Raw genomic sequence first — 13,865 nt, 5'->3', positions numbered from 1 at the left:
CATTGATTTGATCATCTAACGATTGGCATCCATTCGCTACATGGATAAAAGCACGCCTGTTTCGGCTAAGGGTTCTAACTCCGGCTGGCAGGTGCTGAGTCGTTCGACATCAATATCTTCATGATCAATCAACCAAGCCTTGACACTATTTTGCCGAATATTGGCCATTTCCCGTAATTTTTGGGTTAAGGCCTCATCCTTTAATCCCTTTTGCTGCCAGAAATTTTGATCTTGTGCCGTGTAAAAACCACAAAGCTTCATATTCAATTGGGGTTTATTTAATAACATTTCAGCGACTTTATGCAAATAATCTGGCATCGAATCGAGCCAAGTGGTTTGCCCCACTGCAAACTCAACAGGTTGCAATACTACCTGCCCCAGCTTTTTATAGGCATAATCCGCGGCTAGATAAAGGGAGCCATAAGGCTGTAAGGTGAGCGCCAAATACGTTTTGGTGCCACTTTTTAATGTTTTTAATAAAGCTTTATTGATTACGCTCTTAATTTCAAAATTGGGCGAAGCCACATCGCCATTGATAGGGATTTTTAACGCAATTTGATCCTGATCATCGCGCAATAAATTAAGTCCAAGCTTTATCGAGCTTAACCCTGTCATAGAGGAATCCCGTTCAGTCAAACTGAGGCCTTTCAACGTGAGTTGATGCTCGCTGGTCAGTTGATCCTGTGCCAGTTGAATCTTGGAAACCGAGCTTAGACTACCACTTTGAATACGATGTGCGAGTATCGGTTCAATAATGGGCGAAAAGGAATGTAAATCCACACCTTTCAGCGTCACTTGAAGCTTAGTTTGAATTTTTTCCAGCAGAGGTGACACGGTTCCGGTTACCAAAACATTGGAATATTGATCGACACTGGCTTGTAAATCCACATTTGAGGACGCCGTCGGCTGTTGGGTATTGAGGGGTCCAAACGTCAACGATTTGATTTGGAGTTGCTTTTGCAAGCTTGGCTGATATTGCAGCAACTCAAGATCGACGACACTGTCTTGCAACTCAAAGACCTCTAGTTTTAAGCTAAAGGGAGCACCCTTAGCGGCGGTCAGTTGCGGTGAGTTTAACTGCGATTCCGGTTGTTCCGCAGCCTTAGCGCTCAGAGTGGCCTTGCCCGGCTTGACGGTATTTAACCAATCCAACCACTGCTGAGGCTGTTGCTGTGCATTCATCTGAATCGCCATTTGCCACTCCTGACCGACAAGGTGTCCGATATCAAAGTGATTCGATTCGCTCAACTGAAGTTGGTCAACGTTGATTGACTTGGCAACCCACAGCGGCACCATTTGGTTAGTCAGGGCATTCAATTGCAGTTGCGTTAAATCCAATTCCGATAGCGTGATCTGGTTCATTCCCTGTAAATCGATACCAAAACCAGCCTGTTCCATGGATAACAGCGGTTGTTGAACGCCTGCCGAAGTCAGTTGCAGTTGATTGGCTGCCACTTGCCCTGTGAGCGCCAAATCCGTTAGCTGAGAGAGTGCCGTATTAAAACCAAGCTGTCCTTGACCTGTCCAGCTAAAATCTCGATTGGCGAGCGATAAGTCGTCTCTTTGTAGTTGCAAATCGTTCACAGAAATCCGCCCTTTCCAGTCAAGTTCAATCGTCTCCTGACCCTGTTTCACAGACCAATCTAGCTTCGTTTGCCCTTGGCCAGCAGCCAGCGATAAAGATTTGGGGAGAAATGAATCTGCCAGAGTCAAGTCCAGATCGGATAATTGAAGTTGCCCGTTGACTGAGCGCACATCCGCAAAAGGTTGACCTTGACCTTCCATCTGCCACCGGGTTTGTTGATAACGCAACTGCATAGCAAACTGCATTTGTTGACTGGTCTGCCAACTCAAGACATTGGAAAGTTGTAATGAATCAACTACCAAAGGCCAAGTTTGCTGTGGGGTCTTCAATGTCAGCGCCAGGCCTTGCAAATTGAACTGTTGCAGCCCGACCTGCCAACCATCGAATAGAGAGTCGCCTTTTGACTCCGCGGCTGAATGGCTTTCGTTCGGTGTAGGCAAGCCTAAAACACGGATATTGCCTGATTCGTCGAAATGCGCTGTTAATTGAAGCTGCTTTAAGGTCAGTTGCTCAACCAACAGGCGCTTTTGCCAAAGCGCCGACCAAGAAATTCGTAGCAGCAGTTCTCTAAATTGCAAAGGTGGCTGGTGTTGCGCTTGCAATACACCCTCGGTTATGCGAATTTCACCCGCCCATAAATCCAAATCGAGTTCGGCTACCTCAACTGACTGAAGTCCTTGATCAATCAACACCTTTTGCAGCGTTTTTTCAACGACCCACGGCAGTAACATGATGAATGACAGTGTAACCAACACCAATGTCATGAGGACTTTAAAGCGCGTTTTTATGACAAAAGTGTTTTTAAAAGACATGGATAATGGCCTGATACGTCAAATAGAGGAGAATGACCGTTATTTTATCAGAAAGTGCGGTTCAACAAGGAGGGACTCATGACCTTTCAGTCATCGAAAAGGCTGCCAAAAACGACCAGGCCTGGGTGGTTTTGGCAGCGATAAATCTAATAAAATTCGTAAACGCGGTTTTGAAGCGGAATATCTTGCCAGGATTTTAATAAACTTCTGGCATAGTTCGGTTGTACCGGACGTGCATTTGAGCCGAGATAATCATGCAATTGCTTTAATTGCATCACCGATGCTTGAATCGGGTCTTTGAAAACCATCCAATAAACCCCTTCTGAACAAGGTGGCGTGGTTAAAGAGCCACTGTATTTATAAAACTTTTTATCGGCCGGAAAGAAAGTGGCAGGATGAATCTTTATCCACTCATGAATATCGACTTTCTCTTTGGTCTGCGGTAAAACCGGAAGAATTTGCGCTAAGGCTTCGTTTTCTTCCCCTTCTTGAAAGAGGACACCGATAACGGCTAAATTTCCATCAGCATCTTTATGTACTAGATGCATTTCCATGGGGTAATTAAAACCATCCCGCTGATGTTCCGACGGGGTGTGAAAATGGTATTGCAACAATTCAAACCGATGACCATCAATTTCGATATAACTCCCTAACGGAATATTGACTTGTAAGGTATGGCCATTATTAATCATCTTTAATGCGGTTTCACGATAATAAACATCGAACCCTGGCAAACTGGTGGTGCCAACTGCTTGTTGCATCTTTAAGTTAATAGGAGACTGGTTTTTGCCAGTTTGACACAAACTGAATTGATCTGACAACTCTCCCCAATAACGAGGGCCGGTTTCGCCAAAATAACTCCAATGAGGAGGATGTTCGGGAGTTGAGTGAGACGGCTTGTCAACTTTGGCTTTTGCCTCTGGTTGATGGTCAATGGTTTCTTTTTTGGGCGCGGGTTCTGGCTGACGATGGGTTGGCTTTGCCACCGGTTTTTCTTCAACCACTTCGCCATATTTTTTGGCTTCAGCCTTTAAATCAATTAGAGGCTCAACTGCGGCAAATACTGAACTGTATAGCGGCATTATCAAGCTTACAAAAACCGTTATCATCAACCCATTTTTCATACTACTTCCTCAAACTTAAAACTGTGATCAAGCACTGGATGCTTAGCTAAATATTTCATGACACTATCGAACTAAAATCTGTAAAAGTTTTGATAAGCAAATATCTAACCAATTAGCCAGAATAGCTAAATCCTTTGGGTAAAACAGCCATGTTAGGCTTTTCGATCATCTAACAACGATTGAAAAACGGCTAACTCAGATTTTTGAATGGCAAACACGCCTTCACCACCCTGCTCAAATTCAAACCAATAGAAAGGGAGCTCGGGATAGGCCTGTTCTAAATAATATTGCGACACCCCCACTTCAACGATTAAAGTGCCTCCTTCATTTAAATGGTTATCAGCCTCAGCCAAAATGCGTCGAACTAAATCCAACCCATCCTCGCCTGCCGCTAACCCTAAAGCCGGTTCCTTCTGAAACTCAACTGGCAAGGCAGACATTTCAATAGCATCCACATAAGGTGGGTTTGACACAATCAAGTCATACCGTTTACCTTCTAGTGCTGAAAACAAGTCGGATTCAATGGTCTGTGCGACCGATTCCAGTCCATACAACTCAATATTCTGCTGTGCCACCGCCAAGGCGGCTGGTGAAATATCGACCAAGTCCACTTCAGCATTTGGACAAGCTTGCAAACTGGCAATACCGATACAACCACTGCCGGTACATAAATCTAAAATACGGGTGACCTCATCTGCCTCAACCCAAGGCTCATAACGCTGTGCAATCAATTCAGCAATGGGGGAACGCGGCACTAAGGTATCTGAAGTCACTTTGAATCGCATCCCCGCAAACCAAGCTTCACCAATAATGTAGGCTGTTGGCTGACGCGTTTCGATACGCTCACGAAACAAGTCCGCAATTAACACCTGTTCGGATTGCGTTAATTTTGCCGTCAAATAAGCATCAGGCAAATCCCAAGGTAACTTTAACGCATAAAAGACCAATACCCGTGCATCATCAAATGCATTGTCCGTACCCTGTCCATAACTCAACCCAGCTTGTTGAAACAGCGTGCCGCCCCAGCGCACAAAATCAATCACCGTGTCCAGAAATTCATGCTGGTAATTCATTGGATATTTTAATAATGTCATGATTGTCTCACTTAACAAAAGCGGGTTTAACCGCATGTTTGGGACGAAAGGCTTTAATAAAGTCTTCATTCGTTTCGATATAGCCACCTTCAATCAGATCAATACAATACGGAACGGCCGGAAAAACCGCCCCCAAGCAATCACTGATCGCAGAGGGCTTCCCTGGCAAATTAATGATTAAACTGTGACCACGAGTGCCGGCAATTTGTCGAGATAAAATGGCGGTTGGCACAAACTGCAAAGATACGGCACGCATTTGTTCAGCGAAGCCATCTAAAATTTTATCGCAGACTGCTTCAGTGGCTTCTGGTGTTACATCCCGTTTTGCTGGCCCAGTTCCACCTGTCGTTAAAATCAGGTCACAATCTTCTTTATCTGCCAGTTCACGAAGGGTTTGCTCAATGAGTTCACGTTCATCGGCGATGACGCGTGACACACCCTGCCAATCACTTTTGAGCGCTTGGCCAATCCATTCCTGCATCGCAGGCCCACCCAAATCTTCATATTCACCTCGACTGGCTCTATCCGAGATAGTGACAAAACCGATTTTGATGTGCTTCATAACAAATCCTTCTAATGCTTAAATTTTACATCTGGGTATGATACCGCATCTTGTTTATTGCCAGTCACGATCAACCCGAATATTTCTTACAATATTTGGCTGCTAGGGTTGAATCTGAATCATTCCACCCTATAAAACCTGTCTCCAAAAAACGAAAGATTTTGCTATGACTCAAACCACAGACTTAGACAACCTTGCCGAAGAGATGGAAGCCATTGAAGGTGAACACTTGGAAATGTCGACAACTGGCACCGAAATGGTTCGAGCTGATTCCAACAAGCCCGATACGCTATTCTTATTGCCGGTTAAAGAGCGCCCCTTTTTCCCTGGGCAAACCTTGCCTATTATTTTAGATAAAGCCATCTGGGGCGAAACCTTCGAACGTATGATTGAAGAAGGCATTCACTATATCGGCATTATCTATGTTGAAGCCGATGATCATAGCAAAGCCACCCCCGAAGACTTCGCACTGACGGGAACATTAATTCGCATCCACGATCCTAAAATCAAATCAGATTATATCCAATTGGTCGCGGAAGGCCTGTGTCGCTTTCAAATTAGTCAGTGGATTCACACAAAAGCGCCCTATCAGGCCAGCGTTACTTATCCGGCCGATATTCGAAATGGCAGTAAAAAAGAATTTAAGGCCTATGGCTTGGCCATTATGAACGCATTTAAAGAGTTATTGCCTCTCAATCCGCTATACAGTGAAGAGTTAAAGTATTTTTTGAACCGTTATAGCGCTTCTGATTCACACCATTTAGCCGATTTTGCGGCTGGTTTAACGGCAGCGAGCAATGAAAAGCTTCAGGATTTGCTCGATACCTTAGACTTGGTTGAACGCCTTGAAAAAGTGCTAGCACTCTTCAAACACGAAATCGAAGTCACCAAATTGCAATTCAATATTCGTGAACGTGTTGAAGAAAACCTTAATCAACAGCAACGCGATTTTTTCTTAAGGCAACAACTTAAAGAAATCCAAAAAGAGCTAGGTATGGTCAAGGATGACCGTACCGCTGATGCAGAATTATTTGAAGAACGGATTGAAGCTTTATCTCTATCAGCAGAAGCGCACAAAAAAGCCGATGAAGAACTAAATAAAATTAAAATACTGGATCCGCAATCACCCGAATATGGTGTAGCGAGAAACTGGCTAGACTGGCTGACCCAACTACCTTGGGGACAATACAGTAACGACAAACTGGACTTGAAACGGGCACGAAGAATCCTAAACAAAGGCCATGATGGCTTAGACGATGTGAAGGATCGTATTGTTGAATTCTTAGCGGTTGGGGCTTTGAAAGGTGAAATTTCCGGTTCCATTATCTGCTTGGTTGGGCCGCCGGGGGTTGGAAAAACTTCGATTGGCCGTTCTATTGCCGAATCCTTAGGCCGACAATTTTATCGGTTTTCGGTCGGAGGCATGCGTGATGAAGCGGAAATAAAAGGACATAGACGCACTTATATTGGAGCCATGCCGGGTAAATTTATTCAAGCTTTAAAGGACTGTGGCACAGCGAATCCAGTAGTAATGCTGGACGAAATTGATAAAATTGGCTCATCTTATCAAGGTGACCCCGCATCGGCATTACTTGAAGTACTCGATCCAGAACAGAACAGCGAGTTCATGGATCACTTTATGGATCTGCGTTTTGACCTCTCAAAAACGCTGTTTATTTGCACAGCAAATACACTAGATTCCATTCCCCATGCACTATTAGATCGCATGGAAGTGATACGATTGTCGGGTTATATTACCGAGGAAAAAGTCCAAATAGCCAAACACCACCTTTGGCCAACGCTGCTTGAAGAAGCAGGCCTGGTTAAAAATCAGCTCAAAATCACCCAAGCCACCCTTCGTCATGTGGTTGAAGGCTATGCTCGAGAAGCCGGTGTTCGAAACCTTAAAAAGCAATTAGCAAAACTGATTCGAAAGCTGGCCATCCGTTTTGTCAATGGCGAAATTGAACAAGCCACGCTGCATGTCAAAGACATTGAACCGCTACTGGGCAAACCGCATTTTGTTAATGAAAAACCCAGCCAACAGATTGGTACGGTCACTGGCTTGGCGTGGACTTCAATGGGCGGCGCGACCTTATCGATTGAAGCCAGTCGAGTGCATACCCTCAACCGAGGTTTTAAGCTCTCAGGACAATTGGGCGACGTTATGCAAGAATCTGCCAGCATTGCGTACAGTTACATTGCCTCCAATTTACAAAAATACAAAGCCGACCCAGAGTTTTTCGACAAGGCCTTTGTCCATTTGCATGTGCCGGATGGAGCCACACCGAAAGATGGGCCCAGTGCTGGTATTACCATGGCAACAGCCCTGCTGTCTTTAGCGCGAAATGAATCCATTCAATCTCCTTTGGCGATGACCGGCGAGCTCAGCTTAATCGGCCAAGTTTTACCTGTTGGAGGAATCCGTGAAAAGGTGATCGCCGCTCGACGAGTCGGTATCAAACGACTGATTTTGCCGGAAGATAACCGTAAAGATTATGAAGAACTGCCAAACTATCTCAAAACAGACATGCAAGTGCACTTCGCTAAGCATTTTGATGAGGTCGCACGTTTAACCTTTGCCATTCGTTCACAATCGGATGCGCTACGTCAGCACCTTAGCAAAATCACGTCTGAAGTGGCTTCTGATTAGTCAACTAATGTGTCCCACCATATTCCGGTACAAATCATAGACTCAGCAACCTGTCTTGGTTATAATTAAAGGCTGGGTTTTTATCCTAAAAATCAATTGCCTATTGGTTTAACATAAAAACTTCCGATTCATTCTTATTTGAAGCCTTAAATATTATGCGCCAAGACATCTCGATTACACAAAACGAATACAATTTACCTGAAGGGAGCCTTTTAGTTTCCAAAACCGACTTACAGGGAAACATTACCTATGCTAACGAGGATTTTGTTGAAGCCAGTGGCTATGACTATGATGAGTTAATTGGCCAACCCCACAATATACTTCGTCATCCAGATGTCCCAAAAGCGGTGTTTGCCGATTTTTGGAAAACGCTTCAAGCGGGCCGTCCCTGGAATCAGATTGTCAAAAACCGTCGCAAGAATGGCGATTTTTATTGGGTTGAAGCGAATGCGACACCCATTTTTGAAAATGGCAAAATTACCGGTTATATGAGCGTTCGTAGAACGGCATCTAACACTCAAAAAAAGGCCGCCGCTCAAGCATATCAAGCGATTGCCAATAAGCAGCTGTCTCTGACCAATGGCCAACCCAATAGTTTTTCAAAACGCTTCAATGTGATGGCGCATTGGCCGCCCCTATTAACACTCATCCCCGCAACGGTTTTAGCCTTATTTGATAAAGCTTTTCCTGATCTTGGCGTAATCAGTGACTACATTAAAATCGTTAATATTATTCTGATTATTTTTTCAACGCTCCATGTCATGTATTTTATTTACCGCATTAAAGATTCCATCAAAGTGGTAGATGAGATTGCCAACAATAACTTATCGGAAGACATTAATACCCACGGTGGCAACATTGCTGGAAAACTCAATCGACGCTTAAAATCGATGCAAATCCGCATGCAAGCTCAGCAAAATGAAATTCTATATGAGGAAAAACTCAACACCCGACTCAAAGCTGCACTCAATGATATTCAAACCAATATTCTTTTGATGGATCATAACCATACGATTGTTTATAGCAACCAGGCTTTGAATAACTTTTTAAAACCGCTTGAATCAAAACTAAAACAGGCAATGAATGACCCTGAACCACTCCAGCTGATTGGCAAGAACATCAGTCATCTATTTAGTCAAAACCCAGAAGCTTTAGACGCTTGTATAAACTTAACCTCAAAACAAACCTTAAATCTAAATTTCTTTGGCTCAGAAGTGCAACTGGTGATTCTTCCTATCTTAAACGAACAGAATGAATCCATCGGCGTTGCGATTGAATGGCAGGATGTTTACCAAGAACTATATGTTCAAAATAGCATTAAGAATTTAGTATTGGATGCCAGTGCAGGTCGATTACATACTCGCTTGGATTCAGGGCAATTAACTGGCTTTTATAAAGACCTATGCGTTGATATCAACCAGTTAATGGATAGCTTACAAGAAACCTTAACAGATATTTCCGTGCTTATAGGTGGCTTACCTGCAAAAGATTTAACTCTAAAGCTTAATAAAACCCATTCTGGACAATATGGCTGGACGCTAAAAACGCTTGCCAGTGGTATTGAATCTCTTAGACAAGATTTTTGTAAAGTCAATGGCTTGGCTGAAGATGTGTATGAATCGGCCAATCATGTTGCAACCAGCAATCAAGAGCTAACAGATGCCATTAAAACGCAAGAATCTGAATTGTTAAAAACCTCCCAAGCCATGCGCTTACTCACTGAAAAGGTCAATGCCACAGCTGATCAGGCACAAGCGTCTAACGGACTCGCACAACAAACCCAGCAGGGTGTGAGTGAAGGGAATGCGAATATGCAGGAAGCCATTGCGGCAATGAGCGAAATTAGCAATGTCAGTGAACAAATTACCGGCATTGTTTCCTTAATTGACAATATTGCCTTTCAAACCAATCTACTCGCGCTCAATGCCGCCGTGGAAGCGGCAAGAGCAGGCGATCACGGTCGTGGATTTGCCGTGGTTGCGGGTGAGGTCCGTCAATTAGCACAAAAATCAGCTGATGCAGCCAGAGAGATTAAAACATTAATTGACTCCACCTCTGAGAAAATTCAACAAGGCACACAGAAAGTCGAGGTGACTGGAGAATCCTTAACAGCCATTATCGAGCAAGTGACTGAAATGACGGATAATATGAGCCTGATTTCAGAAAATGCACAGCAACAGTCTCAACAAATTTCTGAAGTTAATCAATCAATACAAAGCCTCAATCAAACAGCTGAGAAAAGTGCAACCCTAGTGACTGAAAACGCTTCCCTCGCAGAATATTTAGGAGAAGTCGCAGCTAATATGGACAACTTGGTTGGCACCTTTGAACTGGGCGACTGTGATCAAACGGGACAATCGACACAGCTAGCAGATCAAAGCAGCTTGGTCTTAGTGGTGGATGATAATATCTCCAATCAAAAAGTCGCCGTCATGATGCTGAAGAAATTAGGCTATTTATCCAAAGTGGCCAACAATGGTCGTGAAGCATTGAATCAAGTTCAACGTTATCAACCCAGCTTGATTCTAATGGACATCGAAATGCCCGTCATGGATGGGATAACAGCGACCCAGCAATTGAGAAAACAAGGGTATCAAAAACCGATTATCGCCTTTACGGGGCATGGCAAGGACTTCGATGAAAAATTGCGGGCAGCGAATATGAATGAAGTTCTACACAAACCCTTAAAGCTAGAGACTCTCAAACAGACCTTAAATCAATTCAAATGCTCACCGAACCCAGAATTATTGGCACAAGCGCAAAAGAACATCCGACAACTAAAAGTCGACAAAAACCCACAGGCCAAACAATTCTTAACCATGATAGAAGCGCATTTAAATTGGAAAGCCAAAATCCGTAAATTTATCGATGGTGCCGACATCGGCGTAACCGTTGATACAGCAGCAGATCATACAGCATGTGTTTTGGGTAAATGGTACTACAGTTCAGAAGGCCAAAACCTCATGCATTTACCATTAATGAAACAGCTTGGTGAAGAACATGCCCAAATGCATGCTCTAATCCGTATCATTATGGAAGCGTTTGATATTGATGATTTTGAAACAGTTGAAAGTGGCATAGAGCAAATGGATGCACAATCTGACAAGGTCGTAACATTATTGAATCAGTTAATTGATGAAACCATTTTTTAATGTGATTACCGGTGCGAGCACATCGGTTTTAATGGTTTAATTTAAAGCTTAGTCATCATCAGAATGATTTAGCGGAAAGCTTTCTAAGGGCAAGGGCTCTCCTAGATGGAACCCTTGGAGATAGGACACTTTATATTCCAGTAGCTTTTCTTTAATCGCTTCATCACTGACATACTCGGCTACCACTTTAATACCTAATTTGTTCGCGATATCAACGATGCTGGTGGCGACCAACCAACTTTTTTGATCCGTTAAAATTTGTTTGATAATCGAGCCATCGATTTTTAAATAGTCTGCTTGCATATTTGCTAAATAAGAAAAATTCGAATAGCCACTGCCAAAATCATCTATGGCAATTTCTGCACCGAGTGCTTTTGCCTGATGAATAAAATCTTGTACAACCTGATAATCACTAATCGACTCACTTTCCGTCAGTTCAAAAGTTAATTTACCCTGTGCAACTTTTGATAATTGCTCTAGTAAATATTGACGAATTAAAGGGTCTTCAATATCAACAATCGATAAGTTGACAGCCACTTGATACCTAGTTTCGTTAATAAATTCAACCGCTTTTCTGACAACAACTTGCGTTAACTGAGCATAATATCGACTCTTTTTAGCGATTTCTAAAAAGTAGTAAGGGGATACCACTGATCCATCTTCATCTATCAAGCGCACCAATGCTTCATATTTAATATCATCTGGATCGAGAGGATTAATAATAGGTTGATAATAATTCACCACCCGATCTTCTTTTAATGCCAGTTTTAATTTCTCTAGCCAGGCCATGTGGGTTTTAGTGGCGTCAGAATCCTGAATGACCGTTGTAACCCCTGTATGGTGTGACTGATGTTTTGCTTGATACAGTGCCGTTTCTGCCATTTTCAATAGATGATCTACGCCTTGACCAATCCCAACCTCGACATCGACATCAATTTCGATATTTTCGATAAGAAAGTTGTGCAAACCGATCTTCTGTTGAATTGTCTGCATTTTTTCTTCAAAAGGTTTTTTCTGCTTTCTTGAGCGCAAGCGTTCAGGACGCACCACAAAGACGTCCGTCTGTAACCGATAGAGAACTAAATTATATTTTTCACAAAGCTCTAAAAGCACCTTAGAAAACTGCTGAATTAACGTATCACCAAATTCAAATCCGTAATACTGGTTAATAAACCGAAATCCTTTAATATCCAAAATACCTAACTGCTCACACCGTGTATTGGCTATATCTTCAAAGAGTTGGATTCGGTTAGGCAATCCTGTCAAATCATCTAGGCGATGACTCTTTATGATTTCAGCTTGCTTGATCAAGTCTGTCACATCAGAGCGAATACTAATATATTCCGTAATATTTTGATCCAAATCTAAAATTGGCACAATCACACTCTTCACGTAATAATTAGAACCATCTTTTTTGATATTTTGAATAACGCCACGCCAGACTTTTTTAGCCTGAATGGTTTGCCAGAGATCAGCAAATACTGAACTAGGCATTTCTGGATGACGCAAAATATTATGATTCTTCCCTAACACCTCACTTGAAGAGTAGCCTGAAATCTTTTCAAACGCTTCATTAACATAGGTAATGCGTCCCGTAATGTCTGCTTTCGAAACGATAGCGGTTTGATCCAACGCATTTTTGTATTGCTCCAAAGAAGCGGTATGTTCATCTAATTCATCCAACACCACGCGATTCAAGTGGTTTAAGGAGCGGATAGTTGACGCTTTGGCTAAATGGTGCTTCAAATCAAAATTGGGCGATGAGCGTTTTAAAGGATGCTTCTGTTCAGATAGAGCGATAAAAGTGGTGGTTAAATTTAAGAGTTTGGGCTGATTCTGATGAGTAAAGTACTCTCCATAGGTAAAGAATCCGGCGGTAGGCGCAATTTCACTCAACGCGTGAATTTCCGCCTGAATATGCTCTCCTAAGAAAGCGCGCCTTGCGGTACATGAATAGATAAAGATCGACTCAATCGGATAGTAATCATAAGCATATTTCGCCCTATCCGCCGCTTGATTCAAAATTGAATTTACATCTGCAATACCAAAACGGACTTGATCGCCCTCTTGGAAAACACCTGCGTAACGAAAGCCATCTTGCAAAGAGGCCGCCACCATGGAGCGCCCAACTTGTAAATCATCCTGTTGCTTCAGGAGTGGAAACTCCATCGCACTAGCAGGTAAATCCTCAAGAATTTCTGCCCCTAAATACCGTTGGTATACCTCGCTGATCGGTTTATCATTCAAACAATAGATCGTACCTTGATCGTCGCATTCTGTAACCGTCAAAAGCGGCCCAACAGGTGTCCAATTCAATACATAATCCTGATAAACCTCTAAATCAGGATTAACCAGTAATACCCCGGCCATACCTTGTTCATGAAACTCACAACCGGTTATCACAAAGGTTCGATGAAATTGATCTAAATCCCCTGCATTGCCACCAGAAATTACCAGTCCTGGTGCGTTTTTTGCCATGCCATCTAAAAATGCCTGTGGCTGCCCCGTTAAGGTATTACCAAACAGGATCGCACACTTCGCAGCCAATTGATTTGCTTGGTTTGCAATCTGCTGTCCGGTCTGTTGTGATAATTCATCGACATAAAATGGGTGGAGTTGCGTGCTTTCAAACACTGAAAAAACCAATAGTAATTCACCATCCGAGACCTGACCTTGGTCAATTTCACCGCTGGTTGAGGTTCCAATAATCACGACATTGGGTAGTTTTTCTTGAATAAGCACTAAGACAGATGTGATTTGATCTTGATTCTGATTACCTGTCATGACCTGTAATAACAAATGGTCTACTGAAGGCGGTATTTGCTGGAGAAAGGCTTGAAGGGCATCATTTGACTGATAGCGATGAATCAAAGTTTGCATAGA

General features: G+C 42.9%; 7 protein-coding genes. 2 read left to right on the top strand and 5 right to left on the bottom strand.

Features of this window, described 5'->3' with window-relative positions; genetic code table 11:
* Positions 1 to 36: 36 nt before the first annotated feature.
* The 4 genes from CYQ88_RS00530 to mog form a co-directional block, all read right to left on the bottom strand.
* Positions 37 to 2,397: a DUF748 domain-containing protein gene (locus CYQ88_RS00530; protein ID WP_101839324.1), complete on the bottom strand. Its 2,361-nt coding sequence runs from the start codon at positions 2,395 to 2,397 to the stop codon at positions 37 to 39.
* A gap of 146 nt (positions 2,398 to 2,543) precedes the next feature.
* Entirely contained in the window at positions 2,544 to 3,521 is a 978-nt protein-coding gene (locus tag CYQ88_RS00525; RefSeq protein ID WP_101839322.1) for a carbonic anhydrase, read from the bottom strand.
* A gap of 152 nt (positions 3,522 to 3,673) precedes the next feature.
* Complete coding sequence (prmB, locus tag CYQ88_RS00520; protein WP_233188770.1) at positions 3,674 to 4,615, bottom strand: 50S ribosomal protein L3 N(5)-glutamine methyltransferase; 942 nt, start codon at positions 4,613 to 4,615, stop codon at positions 3,674 to 3,676.
* Positions 4,616 to 4,622: 7 nt separating this feature from the next.
* Positions 4,623 to 5,177, bottom strand: coding sequence for a molybdopterin adenylyltransferase (mog, locus tag CYQ88_RS00515; RefSeq protein ID WP_101839320.1), 555 nt, complete (start codon positions 5,175 to 5,177; stop codon positions 4,623 to 4,625).
* A gap of 166 nt (positions 5,178 to 5,343) precedes the next feature.
* Between mog and lon the strand changes: the two genes are divergently transcribed.
* Complete coding sequence (gene lon / locus CYQ88_RS00510; protein WP_233188769.1) at positions 5,344 to 7,830, top strand: endopeptidase La; 2,487 nt, start codon at positions 5,344 to 5,346, stop codon at positions 7,828 to 7,830.
* Positions 7,831 to 7,985: 155 nt separating this feature from the next.
* Complete coding sequence (locus tag CYQ88_RS00505) at positions 7,986 to 10,982, top strand: methyl-accepting chemotaxis protein (RefSeq protein ID WP_101839318.1); 2,997 nt, start codon at positions 7,986 to 7,988, stop codon at positions 10,980 to 10,982.
* Positions 10,983 to 11,030: 48 nt separating this feature from the next.
* On the opposite strand, the gene CYQ88_RS00500 is transcribed toward CYQ88_RS00505, so the two are convergent.
* Positions 11,031 to 13,862 (bottom strand): EAL domain-containing protein, encoded by a 2,832-nt coding sequence (locus CYQ88_RS00500; protein WP_101839315.1) that lies wholly within the window; start codon positions 13,860 to 13,862, stop codon positions 11,031 to 11,033.
* Positions 13,863 to 13,865: the final 3 nt, after the last annotated feature.

The organism is Hydrogenovibrio sp. SC-1 (genome assembly GCF_002848135.1).
GTDB lineage: Bacteria > Pseudomonadota > Gammaproteobacteria > Thiomicrospirales > Thiomicrospiraceae > Hydrogenovibrio.
Note: the sequence above shows the minus strand (reverse complement) of the source record. Positions and strands in the feature narration are given on the sequence as shown.

Bases quoted from the DNA above. Each gene is read 5' to 3' on its own strand.
- CYQ88_RS00530 (WP_101839324.1), bottom strand. From the start codon at position 2,397: ATGTCTTTTAAAAACACTTTTGTCATAAAAACGCGCTTTAAAGTCCTC.
- CYQ88_RS00525 (WP_101839322.1), bottom strand. From the start codon at position 3,521: ATGAAAAATGGGTTGATGATAACGGTTTTTGTAAGCTTGATAATGCCG.
- prmB (WP_233188770.1), bottom strand. From the start codon at position 4,615: ATGACATTATTAAAATATCCAATGAATTACCAGCATGAATTTCTGGAC.
- mog (WP_101839320.1), bottom strand. From the start codon at position 5,177: ATGAAGCACATCAAAATCGGTTTTGTCACTATCTCGGATAGAGCCAGT.
- lon (WP_233188769.1), top strand. From the start codon at position 5,344: ATGACTCAAACCACAGACTTAGACAACCTTGCCGAAGAGATGGAAGCC.
- CYQ88_RS00505 (WP_101839318.1), top strand. From the start codon at position 7,986: ATGCGCCAAGACATCTCGATTACACAAAACGAATACAATTTACCTGAA.
- CYQ88_RS00500 (WP_101839315.1), bottom strand. From the start codon at position 13,862: ATGCAAACTTTGATTCATCGCTATCAGTCAAATGATGCCCTTCAAGCC.